Annotated in this window: 15 protein-coding genes; 12 read left to right on the top strand and 3 right to left on the bottom strand. The window is 49.9% G+C overall.

Annotated features, from left to right (window positions below; all coding sequences use genetic code 11):
* The first annotated feature begins 3 nt into the window (after positions 1-3).
* Positions 4-3,507, top strand: coding sequence for a UvrD-helicase domain-containing protein (locus tag QUE60_RS04110; RefSeq protein WP_286227373.1), 3,504 nt, complete (start codon positions 4-6; stop codon positions 3,505-3,507).
* Here the strand turns inward: QUE60_RS04110 and QUE60_RS04115 are convergent.
* Entirely contained in the window at positions 3,504-3,959 is a 456-nt protein-coding gene (locus QUE60_RS04115; protein WP_286224619.1) for a RidA family protein, read from the bottom strand. The genes QUE60_RS04110 and QUE60_RS04115 overlap by 4 nt on opposite strands.
* Positions 3,960-4,104: 145 nt before the next feature.
* On the opposite strand from QUE60_RS04115, the gene QUE60_RS04120 reads away from it, so the two are divergent.
* Positions 4,105-4,467, top strand: a complete 363-nt coding sequence (locus tag QUE60_RS04120) for a c-type cytochrome (protein ID WP_286224620.1) — start codon at positions 4,105-4,107, stop codon at positions 4,465-4,467.
* 17 nt (positions 4,468-4,484) lie between these two features.
* Positions 4,485-4,826: a c-type cytochrome gene (locus tag QUE60_RS04125; protein WP_286224726.1), complete on the top strand. Its 342-nt coding sequence runs from the start codon at positions 4,485-4,487 to the stop codon at positions 4,824-4,826.
* Positions 4,827-4,871: 45 nt separating this feature from the next.
* On the opposite strand, the gene QUE60_RS04130 is transcribed toward QUE60_RS04125, so the two are convergent.
* The gene (locus QUE60_RS04130) at positions 4,872-5,510 is read right to left on the bottom strand and encodes a GntR family transcriptional regulator (protein ID WP_286227374.1); all 639 of its coding nucleotides are present in this window, start codon (positions 5,508-5,510) and stop codon (positions 4,872-4,874) included.
* Between the two features lie 152 nt (positions 5,511-5,662).
* Between QUE60_RS04130 and scpA the strand changes: the two genes are divergently transcribed.
* The 9 genes from scpA (at position 5,663) to QUE60_RS04175 (ending at position 16,317) form a co-directional block, all read left to right on the top strand.
* A complete protein-coding gene (gene scpA / locus QUE60_RS04135) occupies positions 5,663-7,840 on the top strand; it encodes a methylmalonyl-CoA mutase (protein WP_286227375.1) in 2,178 nt (725 codons plus the stop codon).
* Positions 7,841-7,849: 9 nt separating this feature from the next.
* Complete coding sequence (meaB, locus tag QUE60_RS04140) at positions 7,850-8,881, top strand: methylmalonyl Co-A mutase-associated GTPase MeaB (RefSeq protein WP_286227376.1); 1,032 nt, start codon at positions 7,850-7,852, stop codon at positions 8,879-8,881.
* A gap of 8 nt (positions 8,882-8,889) precedes the next feature.
* Positions 8,890-10,422, top strand: coding sequence for an acyl-CoA carboxylase subunit beta (locus QUE60_RS04145; RefSeq protein ID WP_108508348.1), 1,533 nt, complete (start codon positions 8,890-8,892; stop codon positions 10,420-10,422).
* 22 nt (positions 10,423-10,444) lie between these two features.
* A complete protein-coding gene (gene accC, locus QUE60_RS04150) occupies positions 10,445-12,457 on the top strand; it encodes an acetyl-CoA carboxylase biotin carboxylase subunit (RefSeq protein ID WP_286227377.1) in 2,013 nt (670 codons plus the stop codon).
* 5 nt (positions 12,458-12,462) lie between these two features.
* Positions 12,463-12,924: a VOC family protein gene (locus QUE60_RS04155; RefSeq protein WP_286227378.1), complete on the top strand. Its 462-nt coding sequence runs from the start codon at positions 12,463-12,465 to the stop codon at positions 12,922-12,924.
* Positions 12,925-13,008: 84 nt separating this feature from the next.
* Positions 13,009-14,598: a malate synthase A gene (gene aceB, locus QUE60_RS04160; protein WP_286227379.1), complete on the top strand. Its 1,590-nt coding sequence runs from the start codon at positions 13,009-13,011 to the stop codon at positions 14,596-14,598.
* Positions 14,599-14,614: 16 nt separating this feature from the next.
* Entirely contained in the window at positions 14,615-15,340 is a 726-nt protein-coding gene (tsaB, locus tag QUE60_RS04165) for a tRNA (adenosine(37)-N6)-threonylcarbamoyltransferase complex dimerization subunit type 1 TsaB (protein ID WP_286227380.1), read from the top strand.
* Positions 15,300-15,827: a ribosomal protein S18-alanine N-acetyltransferase gene (gene rimI, locus QUE60_RS04170; RefSeq protein ID WP_286227381.1), complete on the top strand. Its 528-nt coding sequence runs from the start codon at positions 15,300-15,302 to the stop codon at positions 15,825-15,827. The genes tsaB and rimI overlap by 41 nt, the downstream gene beginning before the upstream one ends.
* Positions 15,817-16,317 (top strand): DNA polymerase III subunit psi, encoded by a 501-nt coding sequence (locus QUE60_RS04175; protein WP_286227382.1) that lies wholly within the window; start codon positions 15,817-15,819, stop codon positions 16,315-16,317. Before rimI ends, QUE60_RS04175 begins: the two co-directional genes overlap by 11 nt.
* Here QUE60_RS04175 and lplT read toward each other — a convergent pair whose 3' ends face one another.
* A complete protein-coding gene (gene lplT / locus QUE60_RS04180) occupies positions 16,318-17,637 on the bottom strand; it encodes a lysophospholipid transporter LplT (protein ID WP_286224630.1) in 1,320 nt (439 codons plus the stop codon).
* Between the last annotated feature and the right edge of the window lie 9 nt (positions 17,638-17,646).

The raw sequence follows: 17,646 nt of genomic DNA on the forward strand, positions 1-17,646 counted from the left end.
AGCATGCAAGCTCTTAATATCGCAATCGTCTGTGACCCGCAGCGCTCGGTGGTGGTGTCCGCTTGCGCCGGTAGCGGGAAAACATGGTTACTAGTCGCACGTCTAGTCCGCATATTGCTTACCGGTGAGTCACCCCGATCTATCTTGGCTCTGACCTTCACACGTAAGGCTGCGCAAGAGATGCGTGAACGCCTCTATCAACTCTTGCAATCCTGGACCACGATGAGTGATGCCGAGCTGATGCATGCCCTGGTAGAGCGAGGACTCGATCCCGAAGCAGCACAAGTGCATCTTCAGTCTGCACGTACGCTCTATGATCGCCTGTTATCGAATCCGCATACCGTTTCGATTGACACCTTTCATGGCTGGTTCGGACGCTTACTTGCTGGGGCGCCGGTCTCAATGGGAGCTCAATCTGGATTTACCTTGCGCGAGGACGCCAAACGGCTGCAACAGGAGTGCTTAGAGGATTGGTGGGCATCGATCCCCCCCGATGTCCTGTCTGCCTATGAGTATTTGCTTGAGCAACTGGGTTCAGCACAAGCCCATCAGTTTTTATTGGGGGCCAATGGCCTAGTGCAGCAAAAGGGCGCCTGGGTATTTTTCAAGAAAGCCTGCGAGGCCCGTGGTGAACCCGTAACCGAGGCCTTACGCAGATGCTGTAACGCGCTTTCTCAACCTAATCCCTTACTCATCAAACTAGAAGAGAGTGCAGCGCCCCATGAACTCTCTATGTTGTATGAGGTGTTGTCTCATGGCGGCGTGCGTGATCAGCAGGGTCTCGCAGAATTAGGCGCAGCGCTTGAAGCCTTAAAGGAAAAACAATTTGATACCGCGATACGCTTATTGATCCCCGTGTTTATGACGCGTGATGAACTCCCAAGCTATCGCAAGGACAATGACAGTGCTTCGAAAGCGATTCAATCGTATTTAGAGGCGCAGAATCAAGATACCAATCGATTCATTGCGACTCGGCAAGCTTGGGCAATCGCATGTGAGCAATTCATTGAGTGGCAGGCTCAGCAGGAGGCGCTTGCGCTTAATCAAGCCTGGTTTAGTATCGGTGCGGCCATGCTCGAACATATCGAGCGTAGTAAAGAACGCATGCGCGTGCGTGACTTTGATGATCTAGAACTTGGTGTGGCGCAACTGATTTCGGATCCTCGTGTTGCGGCGTATTGGCAAGCACGTTTGGATGCACGTTATCGACATATTCTGATTGACGAGTTTCAGGATACCAATCCTTTGCAGTGGCAAATTCTGCGAGCTTGGCTTGCAGCCTATGGCGATGATCAGGATAAGCCCAAGGTATTTATTGTGGGTGACCCCAAGCAATCTATTTATCGCTTTCGTCGTGCCGACCCCCGTCTATTTGGAGCAGCAACCCGCTTTTTGCAAGCGCACGATCAGGCTCACCTTGAACAACAAAACACCACAAGGCGGAATGCGCCTGAGATTGTGGCGGCGGTTAACCGCATCTTTACGACCAGCCGAGTCCCCAGTAACTATCCATTTCAGGTACAGGCAACTCTCTGGACCGCTCCCGACATACCAGGCCATTCAAAATTCGCCAAAGGCGAGGCTTATCGTCTGCCATTAATCTCGATCATCGATGAGCCACAGGCCATTGCCCGCGAGAACGCCTTGGTCATGCCATTCACCGATACCCGCGATACTGGCGCCAAACAGCAACGTTTGTTGGAAGGACAGCGTCTAGCGCAATTAATCCACGAGGTACTACGAACTCGTTTGGTGCTCGATGAAATGATTGACCCAAGCAATCATCAGCAGCGTCATAAAATCTGGCGACCAGCGCGCCTGGGTGATTTCTTAGTGCTCGTCAAGCGCCGTCAATACCTGCCCGAGTATGAGGAAGCATTGCGGCATGCCAATTTGCTATTTGAGAGTCCGCGCTTAGGCGGCTTACTCGAAACACTGGAAGTTGATGACCTGATTGCTTTACTCACGATTCTGAGTAACCCCAATCATGATCTTGCTCTTGCGCAGGTCTTGCGCAGTCCTTTATATGGCCTCACTGAGGCGCAGATGCAAACGCTCTCAGAGTTGGTGCAAAGTAATCGTGGCTATCGCAATTGGTGGGAAGCACTAATGCATGCTGATGATCATCCCTATGCCGAGACCTTTTTGGGGATTGCTAAGCAACTCATGGAGTGGACGGAGTTAGCCAAACACTTGCCAGTGCACGATCTGCTTGATCACGTGTATTTCTCGGGCGATATTCGTTGCAAATACGCGAGCGTATGCCAAGCGCGCGACCGAGATCAGGTCTTAGCTAATTTGGATGCTTTTCTGGAGCTTGCCTTAAATTTAGATGGTGGCCGCTACCCCAGCTTGGGACGATTTATTACACAACTCAAACAAATGCGGCGTGGCGATCAAGATGAGACACCGGATGAAGGTGAGATGCGCGGTGAGGTTCCCTTAGAGGATGAGAGCGATGATCTAGCGGATGGGGATTTTGATCTAAATACTTACTCACTTTCACACCGTCAACAGCGCATTCGCTTAATGACCATTCATGGGGCGAAGGGACTTGAGGCTCCATTTGTAATTATTCTGGATTGCAACCATACAGCGATCACCAACCCAGGACGCGGCGTATTACTTGATTGGGATCCCGATCAGCAAGCACCAGATCATTTGTCAATGTTCACCAAGCTCAGCTTATCCAAGGCGCGTGAAGATTTACTTGCGCAAGAGAAAGGTATTGCCTTGCATGAGAACTGGAACCTTTTCTATGTGGCACTCACCCGTGCCAAGCAGGGACTTTGGTTAAGTGGGGTGGAAAGTACCCGCAATCGCCAGCAGGGTGGTTTGGTGCCCGACAGCTGGTATGAGCGCGCTTGCGAAGGTCAAGTCCCAGTATTCACTGATCTTGATGAGGCACACATCGACCAGCGTCATACAAGTCAGCCCCAACCATCACACAGCGATGAACGATTTGAATACCCTGATTTGGTCTTGACCTGGCAGGGTGAACCAAGCTTATCTCACAGAACCAAGACGCACAGTATCGATGAGCAACGGCGCATGCAAGAGGGTGATTGGTTTCATTGGGTACTAGAGCGAACCACGCCTCAACAGTACCGAGCGGCTGAGACCTTGCCAGACGAGAAATCCCTAGCGAGTCGACTTGGTATCAATGCCGAAGATGCAAATCGCACCATTGAACGAGTGAGAACCGTTTTTAACAGTTCCGAGTTGCTCCCATTCTTTGACCCGGCGGTCTATCGCAATGCTTGGAATGAGCTTGATGTCGTAAGTGAGGAACGGTGCTTGCGGATTGACCGCTTAGTAGAGTTTGAAAACGAGCTTGTTGTCTTGGATTACAAACTCAGCATCCCTGAGAAAACCGATCCTCTTTATTCTCAATATCAACTGCAGCTTGAGGGCTACTGTCAGGCCGTGCGACGACTATTTCCAGACAAAAGCGTGCGCAGTCTGCTGATTGATGGGCAGGGCCACAGCACCGATTTGCTAACTTAGATCTCAACGATCATTTCAATTTCGACACAAGCCCCCAAGGGGATTTGCGCAACCCCAAAGGCGCTGCGAGCATGCTTACCAATTTCACCAAATACCTCGACGAGGAGTTCAGAGCAGCCATTCATGACCAAATGTTGCTCGGTAAACTCGGGGGTGGAGTTCACGAGGCCCATGACTTTGACCACTCGACGTACGCGATCAAGTGAGCCGAGGTGGGCATTGAGGGTTGAGAGTAAATCAATCGCGATACTCCGAGCGGCTAACTGACCGGTAGCAGTATCCATGTCTAGCCCCAATTTACCAACCCATGGCTTGCCATCGCGTTTGGCAATATGGCCTGATAAAAATACCTGATCACCGGTGGTCACTGCCATGACGTAGGCGGCCGCGGGTGCCCCAGGACTTACTAGGGTAATTCCTAGGTCATTCAGTTTTTGGGAAATTACGCTCATGAAACTCCTTCAAGCAACGGGGTTAAACACGAAATCACCGAACAAGCCCCTAGTATAGGTAGATGACAAAAATAACTGACAATATTCGCTGTCCGCTATACTTCAGCCTACAAAATATTAACCATTTTGCAACACGATCACGCATATGAACAAAGCCATCGTTACTTCGCTCGGCGCTGCAGTATTCGCCGGTCTGTTTTCAATCACTGCCCAAGCCCAAGACGTTAAAGGTTCTGCAAAAGCAGGAGAGGCCAAAGTCTGGCTTTGCGCAGGCTGTCATGCCATTAATGATTACCGGGCTGACTGGCCCCAGGTTTATCGCGTTCCCAAGATTGGTGGCCAGAATGCTGACTACATTATTGCCTCTCTCAAAGCGTATAAATCGGGTGAGCGCAAGCATCCAACCATGCGAGCGATTGCGGGAAGTCTGAACGATCAAGATATGGCTGACTTAGCTGCCTACTACTCGACTCAAACGCCAACCTCTCCCCGTAACCCCTTAAAGTAATTGGAATCGAGAACATGATGAAATCCGCTCTGATCCTCTCCTTGTTAAGTGCCTCCATTGGGTTTGCTCACGCTGGTAATGTTGCCAAGGGTAAAGAACTGGTTGAAAAGAACAATTGTGCTGCCTGCCATGGCGCTGGCCTCAAAGCCCCAGTGGCTCCCGCTTATCCGAAAATTGCGGGTCAATACCAAGACTATTTGTATTACGCACTGAAGTCCTACCAAGTGGATGGCAATTCTCTGGTGGGCCGCAATAATGCCATCATGCAATCGCAAGTGAAGCAATTTAGCGATAAAGATCTAAAAGATATGGCTGCCTATATTGCATCAATTCCTGGTGATCTGATCGTCAAAAAATAGATTGCCGCGCAATCCCAAAAGCCTCCTCTTAAAACTGGAGGCTTTTTATTTGGCGGCCTCTAAGCCATGGGCCAGGTGCGTGCGCATCGCTTGTTCAGCAGCAACCGAATCGCGCTTAAGCAGGGCTTTTAGGATTTCGCGGTGTTCACTCAAAGATTGTTGTAAGCGCCCCGAGCGCGATAACGAGTCCTTGCGTTGCAGTTTTAGAACCTTACGAAGATCGTCAATCACGCTGCTCATCCAGGGATTGGCCGCAATCGCGATGATGCGCTCATGAAAGCGAACATTGATCTCGAAGAATAAATCGAGGTTGCGATCAGCGGCTGCTTTCTCAAGACGCAAGTGCAAATCATCCAAGGCATTGAGATCACTTTCTTTTGCCTTCGTGGCAGCCTCTTTGGCAGCTTCACCTTCCAGTAAGGAGAGAACCGTAAAGATTTGCTCCAGATCGCCACGATTGACTTCGGTGACATAAGCGCCGCGGCGTAGTTTCATGGTGATGAGGCCCTCAGCCGCCAACACCTTAATGGCCTCGCGCATGGGGGTGCGGCTAATCCCAAATTCCTTGGCAAGGCTTTGTTCATCGATCCAAGCACCGGGGGCTAGTTCATGCGCAAAAATACGGCTACGCAGTTGATCTGCAACCTCTTCATAGAGCGGGCGAGTTGAAAGTAATTTACTCATTATTTCTGTAAGTCATTGTTTATTAATGATTTTAATTAATTAAAATACATTTATGAATTCATAATTATGTATCCAATTCTATGGACAAAACTATAAAAGTCAAGCAAAATGATAAAAATATCAATGCACATTCATGCACACATGGGGCGCTTATGACCAAGAACGCATCACAACCCAGCGGGCAATGGCCAGCTGCAGCCGATCAATCCCTTGAGCAATGGCAAAAAGCAGCCAGTAAATCGGCGCCCAATGGCAAGCCGGATGCTTTAGGGTGGGATACCCCCGACGGCATCCATCTAAAAGCCCTCTACACCCAAAATGATCTTCAGGGGTTGCCTTATGTGAACTCACTCCCTGGGTTTGAGCCCTATCTGCGCGGACCACAAGCGACGATGTATGCGGTGCGCCCTTGGACCATTCGTCAATACGCCGGATTCTCAACGGCCGAAGAGTCCAATCGTTTCTACCGCAAAGCCCTCGAAGGGGGTGGTCAAGGGGTCTCAGTGGCCTTTGATCTAGCCACGCATCGGGGCTATGACTCGGATCACCCACGGGTGGTCGGTGATGTGGGCAAAGCAGGGGTCGCGATTGATTCGGTGGAGGATATGAAGATCCTCTTTGATGGCATCCCCTTGGACAAAATCTCGGTCTCGATGACCATGAATGGTGCCGTACTACCAGTCTTGGCAGGTTATATCGTGGCCGGTGAAGAGCAGGGCGTGAAGCAAGAGCAACTGAGTGGCACGATTCAGAACGACATTCTCAAAGAGTTCATGGTGCGCAATACCTATATCTACCCACCCGGACCCTCGATGCGCATTGTCGGTGACATCATTGAGTACACCGCAAAGAATATGCCCAAGTTCAACTCGATCTCGATCTCGGGCTATCACATGCAAGAGGCTGGAGCAAATCAAGCCCTAGAGCTCGCATTTACACTGGCCGATGGCAAGGAGTACGTCAAAACTGCCTTGGCCAAAGGTCTTGATGTGGATGAGTTTGCCGGCCGTCTGTCCTTCTTCTTTGCGATCGGTATGAACTTCTATCTGGAAGTTGCCAAACTGCGCGCTGCTCGCATCTTGTGGTGGCGCATTATGAAAGAGTTCAATCCCAAGAATCCCAAGTCATCGATGTTGCGTACCCATTGCCAAACCTCTGGCTGGTCGCTGACCGAGCAAGATCCCTATAACAATGTGGTGCGCACCACGATTGAGGCCATGGCCGCGGTCTTTGGCGGAACGCAATCACTGCACACCAATTCATTTGATGAAGCAATTGCCTTGCCTTCAGAGATGTCCTCCCGAATTGCCCGCAACACCCAATTAATTTTGCAAGAAGAGACCCATATCACGAGCGTAGTTGATCCTTGGGCGGGATCGTTCATGATGGAGAAATTAACTCAAGAGATGGCCGATGCTGCCTGGGAAATTATTCTGGAAGTGGATCAGATGGGTGGCATGACCAAGGCTGTTGAGAGTGGTTGGGCCAAGTTAAAAATTGAGGCGGCCGCTGCACAAAAGCAAGCCAAGATCGACTCCGGGTCAGATGTGATCGTAGGGGTTAATAAATACAAATTGGAAGAAGAGAGTTTGGTGGATGTCTTGGTCATCGATAACGATATGGTTCGTAATAATCAAATCGCTCGCTTAAAGGACATCAAGGCTAAACGCAATCAAGCGCAGGTGAATCAAGCCTTGGCGGATCTGACAACAGCAGCCGAGAACAATACAGGTAATTTATTAGATTTAGCGGTCAAAGCAATTCGTTTACGCGCAACGGTGGGCGAGGTGTCGGATGCTTTGGAGAAAGTTTATGGGCGCCACCGTGCCGATACACAAAAGGTGACCGGAGTGTACGCAGCTGCATATGATTCAGCCGAAGGTTGGGAAAAACTCAAAGTCGAGATCGCTGAGTTTGCCAAAGAGTACGGACGTCGTCCGCGTGTCATGATCGCAAAACTTGGTCAGGATGGACACGATCGCGGCGCCAAAGTGGTTGCTACCGCCTATGCTGATCTGGGCTTTGATGTGGATATGGGACCTTTATTCCAGACACCGGAGGAGTGTGCGCGCCAAGCCATTGAAAACGATGTGCATGCTTTGGGGATCTCTACCTTAGCCGCTGGGCACAAAACTTTGGTTCCTGCGATTGTGGCGGAACTCAAAAAGCAAGGTGCCGACGACATCATTGTGTTTGTGGGTGGCGTCATTCCGCGACAGGATTACGAGTTTTTGTATGAGGCAGGCGTGAAGGGCATCTACGGACCTGGTACGCCGATCCCCGCCTCTGCAAAAGATGTGCTCGAGCAAATTCGGAACAACCTGCGCTAAGCCCTCACAATGTCGAAAGCTCCAAGCAATGAGCAGTTAGTGGCAGCCTTGCTCGGCAAGCCCTGTGCGGAGCAACGTCGGGCATTAGCCAAAGCCATTACTTTATTAGAGTCAACGCGCCTTGATCATCGCGCGCGCGCCGATCAATTACTCAACACCATCTTGCCGCACACGGGGCGATCCTTTCGTCTCGGAATCTCAGGAGTGCCCGGGGTTGGTAAATCCACTTTAATTGAGAACTTAGGTCTTTATTTAATTTCCAAAGGCCATCGGGTTGCTGTCCTGGCAATTGATCCATCCTCAAGCTTGTCTGGTGGATCGATCTTGGGTGATAAGACCCGCATGGAACTGCTGTCAGTCAATGAGAATGCCTTCATTCGCCCAAGTCCATCCTCTGGAACCTTGGGTGGTGTTGCCGAGCGCACCCGAGAGGTGATGCTCTTAGCCGAAGCCGTGGGACATGATGTCGTGATCGTGGAGACCGTTGGGGTAGGGCAAAGCGAGATTGCGGTGGCTGGGATGACCGATCTCTTTATGTTGTTGCAACTCCCCAATGCCGGTGATGATCTGCAAGCCATTAAAAAGGGTGTGATGGAGATCGCGGATCTCATCGTGATTAATAAAGCGGATCTAGATCCGGATGCAGCCACCCGAGCCCAAGCATTTATTACCAGCTCCTTGCGCTTAATGGGATTTCAGGGGAATCCAGACCACGCCGCTCATGATGCTGAGCAATGGCATCCCGTGGTGATGCAAATGAGTGCACTCCTTAATCAAGGTGTGGCGCAGTTATGGGATGAGATCACTCGCTTTCAGTCCCTCGAATCGAAGAATGGCCATCTACAAAAGCGTCGTCGTCAGCAAGCCACTGCTTGGATGTGGGAGCGCATCGATAGCGCTCTCAAAAGTAATTTTAAGAACCATCCTGGAGTACAGCAGTTATTACCCGAACTCAGTGCCGCTGTGAATGAGGGCACGATCGCACCTTCTGTGGCAGCGCGTCGCTTACTAGACGCGATGCAAACACCCGATATTCAATAGGAGTTTTTATGCAAGACATTATTTCTCAATTGGAATCCAAGCGCGAGTTAGCACGTCTTGGTGGCGGTCAAAAGCGCATTGCTGCTCAGCACGCCAAGGGCAAACTTACTGCACGCGAGCGGATCGAGTTACTGCTCGACGAAGACTCCTTTGAAGAGTGGGATATGTTTGTGGAGCATCGCTGCACGGATTTTGGGATGGCCGATCAAACCGTACCTAGCGATGGCGTTGTCACCGGTTATGGAATGATTAATGGGCGCTTGGTGTTTGTGTTCTCGCAAGATTTCACAGTTCTGGGGGGATCTTTATCGGAAGCCCATGCTGAGAAAATCTGCAAGATCATGGATCAGGCCATGAAAGTGGGTGCACCCGTAATTGGACTCAATGACTCTGGTGGTGCACGCATTCAGGAAGGGGTTGCCTCGCTTGGTGGTTATGCAGAGATCTTCCAACGGAATGTATCTGCTTCGGGTGTGATCCCGCAAATCTCTTTGATTATGGGTCCCTGTGCCGGTGGTGCAGTGTACTCACCTGCTTTAACGGATTTCATCTTCATGGTGAAAGACACCTCTTACATGTTCGTCACTGGACCCGAGGTAGTGAAAACCGTGACCCACGAAGATGTCACCGCAGAAGATTTGGGTGGTGCGAACACGCATTCCACTGTATCGGGAGTCTGTGACTTGGCATTTAATAACGATGTTGAGGCGATCATGATGCTACGCCGTTTCTACAGTTATCTACCGCTCTCAAATAAAGAAAAAGCCCCTTTTCTGGGCGGTCTTGTCTGGTCGGATGAGCCCGATTACTCGCTCGATACATTGGTGCCTCTCAACCCCAATCAGCCGTATGACATGAAAGAGCTGATTCATAAGATTGTGGATGATGAAGATTTCTTTGAGTTGCAGCCCGACTATGCCAAGAACATCATTATTGGCTTTGCACGCATTGGCGGCCAGACTGCCGGTATCGTTGCTAATCAACCTTTGGTGCTTGCAGGGTGTCTCGATATCAAATCATCGATTAAAGCCGCTCGGTTTGTGCGCTTTTGTGATGCTTTTAATATCCCGGTCGTGACCTTAGTCGACGTGCCAGGTTTTATGCCAGGTACCGCTCAAGAGTACGGCGGCATCATTAAACACGGCGCTAAATTACTCTATGCCTATGCCGATTGCACTGTTCCCAAAGTCACTTTGATTACACGCAAAGCCTACGGCGGCGCCTACGATGTGATGGCATCAAAACATTTGCGAGGCGATGTGAACTTTGCTTGGCCCTCGGCAGAGATTGCGGTGATGGGGCCTAAGGGCGCTGTTGAAATTATCTTCCGCGAAGAGAAAAATGATTCGCAAAAGATTGCCGAGCGTGAAGCAGAGTACAAAGCGAAGTTTGCAAACCCCTTTGTCGCAGGACGGCGTGGCTACATTGATGATGTCATCATGCCCCACGAATCACGCAAGCGGATTGCACGATCACTCGCGATGTTGCAAGACAAAGATTTGCAAAATCCTCCCCGTAAACACGGCAACATCCCTCTTTAATTTAATCGACTGACGAATCACTATGTTTAAGAAAATCTTAATTGCGAACCGCGGTGAAATTGCTTGCCGAGTGATGCTAACTGCGAAACGCTTGGGAATCCAAACGGTTGCGGTCTACTCCGAAGCGGATGCCGAGGCGCGTCATGTTCGGATTGCCGATGAGGCCGTTTGCATTGGACCGCCACCATCGCGCGAGTCCTACTTGCAAATGGATCGCATTATTGCGGCGTGTAAAGAAACGGGTGCGCAAGCGGTTCATCCGGGTTATGGCTTTTTGTCCGAGAACGAAGAGTTTGCTAAGCGCGTTGAGGAAGAGGGCATTATCTTCATTGGCCCCAAATATCAATCGATTGCTGCAATGGGCGACAAGATTGCGTCTAAGAAACTTGCTTTAGAGGCAAAGGTTAACACCATCCCCGGCCATAACGCCGCTATTGATGATCCTCAGGCTGCGGTAAAAATTGCGCAGGGAATTGGCTACCCAGTGATGATCAAGGCCTCTGCTGGTGGTGGGGGTAAGGGATTGCGTGTTGCGTATAACGACCAAGAAACGGCCGAAGGCTTTGTGGCTTGTAAGAATGAAGCACTTAATAGTTTTGGTGACGACCGCGTCTTCATTGAGAAGTTTGTAGAAGAACCGCGGCATATTGAGATCCAAGTATTGGGCGATGCGCACGGCAATGTGGTGTATTTGTGGGAGCGTGAGTGCTCGATCCAGCGGCGTCATCAAAAAGTGATTGAAGAGGCGCCATCGCCATTCTTGGATGACGCGACTCGCAAAGCCATGGGCGAACAAGCGGTAGCGCTCGCCAAGGCCGTTAACTACCAATCAGCAGGTACTGTAGAGTTTGTGGTTGGTAAAGATAAGTCCTTCTACTTCTTAGAAATGAACACACGCTTGCAGGTTGAGCATCCAGTCACCGAATGCATTACTGGGCTTGATCTTGTCGAGCAAATGATCCGGGTGGCTGCTGGTGAGAAGTTGGCATTTACCCAAAACCAAATTCCGCGCAATGGCTGGGCGATGGAGTGCCGCATTAATGCCGAAGATCCTCTACGAAACTTCTTGCCCTCGACCGGACGCTTGGTGAAGTATCAGCCTCCTGCATCCAAAGATGGTGTACGAGTTGATACGGGTGTATATGAGGGTGGCGAGATCCCGATGTATTACGACTCAATGATTGCAAAACTCATTACGCATGGTGCCAACCGCGAGGAGGCAATGAGCAAAATGCGCGGGGCGCTCAACGAGTTTGTAATTCGGGGGATTCATTCGAACATTCAGTTCCAATCTGCTTTGCTACAACACCCACGATTTCTCTCGGGCCAGTTCAATACTGGATTTATTGCTGAGGAGTTCCCCAAGGGATTTTTAAAAGGATCGGTTGAGCCCAGTGACCTGAATCGCTTACCAGCTTTAGCAAGCTTTGTGCACCGTCGTTATATGGAGCGTGCCAAATTACTTGAAGGGCAGCTCTTAGGCCACGAAATGAAGATTACCCAAGAGTTTGTGGTGATGCATGGTGATACATCCTACGACACCAAGATTGAGCAACGTGATCACGGTTACCAAATATCCGTCAAAGCCAATCAAGGCAAGAACACGATGACGGATTATTTCTTGGAGAGTGATTGGCAACCCGGTTCGATTCGTTTGATCTATCGTTTAAATGATGGACCGACGGCATGTGCGCAAGTGGAGCGCCCAGGCTTGGGTTGTGTATTCATGCAAGACGGCGTGCATTTTGACTGCGTGGTCTTAAGTCCATTTGGGGCAGAGTTGCAACGCCGTATGCCATATAAGGCGCCTCCTGACACATCGAAGTTACTACTGTCGCCGATGCCTGGACTATTAACCAAATTGCATGTAGCCAAGGGTGATAAGGTTACTGCCGGTCAGAAATTGGTTGTGATTGAGGCCATGAAAATGGAGAACACTTTATTCGCTTCGCAAGATGGGGTGGTGGACGATATATGTGCCACTGAGGGATCGAGTCTTGCAGTCGATCAAATCATTATTCAGTTTGCGAAGTGATCACCATGAGTCGACCATTCAAAATTCTGGGAGTTCAGCAAATTGCCATCGGTGGTACCGATAAGCAAAAGCTTAAAGCGCTGTGGGTTGATCTTCTTGGCTTGAAATACAAAGATGCCTTCGTATCCGAGCGCGAGAACGTCGATGAGGATATTTGTGCCATCGGTCGTGGCCCGCACGAGGTTGAAATTGATTTGATGCAACCATTCGATATCGATAAAAAGCCAGCTGTGCATCAAACCCCACTCAATCACATTGGTCTGTGGGTTGATGATTTGCCCAAGGCGGTGGAGTGGTTGACGCAACAGGGTCTGCGATTTGCCCCCGGCGGGATTCGGAAGGGGGCAGCAGGTCACGACATCATTTTTGTTCATCCCAAAGCGAACGAGGAGTTCATGTTCTCGGGCGAAGGGGTTTTAATTGAACTTGTTCAGGCGCCACCCGATGTAATTGCCGCATTGGCATAAACCCCAATTTGTGTGCAGTGCAACAATTCAGGCATAATAGTCATCAATTTGTCATTTAATCCTTAAAACCGATTAGGAGTATTCATGTCTGGCGCCCCAACCATCGAATCCAGTGGCATTGAGCTTAAAGCCAAACTCAATCCGGATTTTGCAAGCGTTGTTTCCCCCGAAGCCCTAGAGTTCGTTGCTAAATTGCATCGCGCCTTTGAACCACGCCGTCAGGAACTCCTCAAAAAACGGGTTGAACTAGCCAAAAAATTAGACGCCGGTCAAAAGCTTGATTTCTTGCCAGAAACTAAATCCATTCGTGAGGGTGATTGGAAAATTGCTCCAGTACCCAAAGCACTGGAAACTCGCCGCGTGGAGCTTACTGGTCCAGTCGATGCCAAGATGGTGATTAATGCGCTGAACTCTGGTGCAGATTCGTATATGGCCGATTTTGAGGATTCCAATAGCCCCTATTGGGAAAACATTGTGCAAGGGCATGTCAATTTAAAGAAAGCCGTACGCCGTGATATTGAGCTCAATCTCTTTGGTAAGGAATACAAGCTCAATGAAAAAACCGCGACCTTAATTGTTCGTCCCCGCGGTTGGCATCTCGATGAGAAACATGTCTTGGTTGATGGTCAGCGTGTCTCAGGCGGTATTTTTGACTTCGCCATCTTCACCTTTAATAGTGGTAAGTATCTCGAAGCGAGAGGCTTAGGCCCATTTTTCTATTTGCCAAAGATTGAGAGCCATCTAGAGGCTCGCTTATGGAATGACATCTTTACTATGGCCGAGAAAGAGCTGGGCATGAAGCACGGCAGCATCAAAGCAACGGTGTTGGTTGAGACCATCAATGCCACCTTTGAGATGGATGAGATCCTCTATGAGTTGCGTGACCATAGTTCGGGATTAAATGCTGGTCGTTGGGATTACATCTTCTCTGCGATTAAGAAATTTAAGCTCGATAAAAACTTCTGCTTGGCTGATCGTGTGAAGGTGACCATGACCTCACCCTTTATGCGCGCCTATGCACTCTTTCTTTTAAAGACCTGCCATAAGCGCGGCGCCCCAGCAATGGGTGGAATGAGCGCTTTCATTCCCATTAAGAATGATCCTGAGAAGAATGCGATTGCGCTCGCAGCTGTATCAACGGATAAGCGTCGTGAAGCTACCGATGGCTACGATGGTAGTTGGGTTGCCCATCCAGGTTTGGTTGAGTTGTGCATGAATGAGTTCAAAGCCGTATTGGGTGACAAACCCAATCAATTTGATCGTCAACGCGAGGACGTTCAGGTCACCGCTGCGGATTTACTCAACTTTGCTCCAGAGGGACCAATCACCGAAGCAGGGCTGCGTTATAACATTAACGTCGGTATCCATTACATGGGTGCTTGGCTTGCTGGTAACGGTTGTGTGCCCATCCATAACCTGATGGAAGATGCCGCTACTGCTGAGATCAGCCGCTCACAAGTATGGCAATGGATTCGGTCGCCCAAAGGAGTTCTCGACGACGGTCGTAAAGTCACCCTTGAGCTAGTGCGTCAACTGATTGGTGAAGAGCTCACGAAGGTCAAAGACTCCGGTGCTGTTGGACAGTTTGATCGTGCCGCTAAGATCTTTGAGGACTTGGTTGCCAATGATGATTTTGTGGAGTTCTTAACCTTGCCGCTGTACGAAGAGTTTTAAACTCAGGACATCTAGCATGCGCATCTTGGCCATCGACACTTCGACCTCGTGGTGTTCGGTGGCCTTATGTTTTGATGACAAACCGATTCTGTATCGGCATGAGCTACTTGGATCAAAAGCGAGTCAGCATCTCTTGCCATGGTGCAGCGAGCTACTACAGCAGTGTGGCGCACGTTTCTCCGATCTGGATGCCCTGGCGGTAGGTGTGGGTCCTGGAGCATTTACTGGAGTACGTCTCTCGGTTGCAGTTGCCCAGGGATTATCGGTTGGCTCGCAATTGCCAGTAATTCCGGTGACCAGTCTTGATGCGATGGCATCGCAGTTTGCGCAACACCATCAAATGCCTCAAAACACGACATTCACCATTGCTCTGGATGCCCGTATGGGTGAAGTGTATTGGACTCGCTATCAAATAGAAGCCTCACAGCCTAAACCGATTCATCCAATACAACTAACTGCCCCAGAGTATATTGAGGATAACCATCAAGATTTAATTGCCGGTAATGCCCTTGCTGAGTATGCCGATGATTTCAAGGATCATTTTGTAGGTCGACAGATTGATTCGCAGCTAGTGCCCAATGCACTTAGCATCTTGGATCTCGCGCAAGTACGTTATCAAGCGGACCAAACGATTTTGGTTGAGAATCTTGAGCCCCTCTATATTCGTAATAAAGTGGCTCTCACTACCCAAGAACGTCACGATGCAGCAAGCCGCACCCCAACCGGTCATTTGCTTGGCTGAGCTGGTTCTGGAGCTGATGACCGAATCCGATCTGGATGCGGTCATGGCAATTGAAGCAATTTCGCATCAGCACCCATGGTCGCGCAAAAACTTTAGCGATTCGATCGAAGCGGGCCATTGGGCATATTGCCTGCGCGAGGTAGGCGATCCTGACAAGCGCATTTGGGCCTATTGCATCTTGCTACCCGCAGTCGATGATCTCCATCTTCTCAATATTACGGTGGATACGGATCTGCGCAAACAGGGCATAGGCCTGCGACTCATGAGTGCTATCCAAATGATCGCATCTAATTTATCAATCCCGCGGATTTTGCTTGAGGTTCGTCCCAGTAATCGTGCTGCAATCGCACTCTATGAGAAGGCAGGATATGAAGAGTTAGCGCGGCGCAAAGCCTATTACCCAGTAGAATCTTCTTCTAGTACGCGTGAAGACGCGATTGTGATGACCAAAGCCATCGATTGCCCTGCAAAACCCTATGAACATTGACGATCGCTCACGTTACTTAAAAGAAATGGGCATTACCGAGTGGTCTTTGCGTTCTGCTGCGCAAGACTCTCCACCCAGTATGTCTCCGAATGCTGAGCCTCATCAGGCCATCTCCAATTTGGAGCCTAAGGTGTATTGGCTGTTTTATGGTCAAGCGCCCGGTGGTGATCAAGAACGCTTATTCCAGAACATCATTTTGGCCCTCGGGCTCTTACCCAAAGAATGGGAATGGCGTTCACCGACCGATACGCAAGCACCGAATACGCATTTGCCATGTGTGGCATTTGCCTTCGGTGAGCACGCAGCACAGACCTTAAGTGGAGAGCAAGAGCCACTCGCGCACTTGCGGGATGTGGTCCTAGAGATTGCTGGTCAAGACATTCCCTTGATCGCCAGCGTTGATCTGGCGCACTGCCTCAGCCGACCGAAGGACAAAGCGCTCTTGTGGCAAGATCTATTGCTAGCCCGCTCTGTATTGCAATCTCTCTAATTAGTGCTTGGCTTCGCCAATCAGATGCAGCGAGTCATACTCGGCTTGGTTGGCTTGATGCTTCTTAATCACCAACCACATGGTGAGGGCAACGCCTAAACCAAAGCCGGTAATCACGATGGGTACTGGAACGTCTAACCAAATCAGCAGGGCATAGAGCATGAGCATCATTAGAACCGAGAGGTTCTCATTGAAGTTCTGAACAGCAATAGAGTGACCTGCAGAAAGTAGGACGTGACCACGGTGCTGTAAGAGGGCATTCATTGGAACAACGAAGTAACCTGCTAACCAGCCAACGGTGATCAGAAGGATATAAGCAGGTAGAAGATTAAAGTTGACTTCCAAGGCGCCAATCTTAAAGAGCACGATTGATGGGATGTATTCAATATGGTAGATGGCCATGATGCATACCAGCAGGCCCATTACGACGCCATACGGCAAGACATTTAAAGCGGACTTTAATGGAATACGTGAGGCTGCCCAAACCGCACCCCCGGCGACACCAATGGCAGAAACTGCTTGCAAAATAGCCCCTTGCGAGAGGTTCATATTCAGTGCGGTCTCAGCCCACTTCAGCACGATGAACTGTAGGGTTGCACCCGCACCCCAGAAAAGAGTGGTAACTGCCAGGGAGATTTGGCCCAAGCGATCGCGCCATAAAATATGAAAACCGACAAAAAAATCTTTGGTCAACTGAATAGGATCTAAGCGCTGCTCTGGGTAGCGTGCTCCCGTATCCGGAATCTTTAAGTTAAAGAGTGCGGCGATCAGGTAAATAAACATAATGATCGAGATCGCGGATTCAGCAGGGCTATCAACACCTGTGTTAAACAAAGGCAAATCAAAACTCATGAGGGAAGCTGAAACTTTGGTGCTAATCAACACACCACCCAAGACGGTGCCCGCAATAATCGAGCCCACGGTCAAACCCTCGATCCAGCCATTGGCGGCCACGAGTTTTTCAGGGGGGAGCAGCTCGGTCAAAATGCCATATTTTGCTGGTGAATACGCAGCTGCTCCAAGACCCACAATCGCATATGAAGCTAACGGGTGAGCGCCAAAAAGCATCGCGGCACAACCAATAATTTTGATCGTATTGGTAATGAACATCACCTGACCTTTGGGCCTGGAATCAGCAAAGGCTGCAACAAAGGCAGCCAATAATACATAGGAGAGCACAAAGAACAGTTTGAGAAGCGGGGTCATCCACGCCGGGGCAGCGAGTTGGGCTAAGAGGGCAATGGCCGCAATTAGCAGGGCGTTATCGGCGAGCGACGAAAAAAATTGCGCCGCCATAATGGTGTAAAAACCTGGTTTCATTCGTACAAT

The organism is Polynucleobacter sp. HIN11, from assembly GCF_030297675.1.
In the GTDB taxonomy this organism is placed as follows: domain Bacteria; phylum Pseudomonadota; class Gammaproteobacteria; order Burkholderiales; family Burkholderiaceae; genus Polynucleobacter.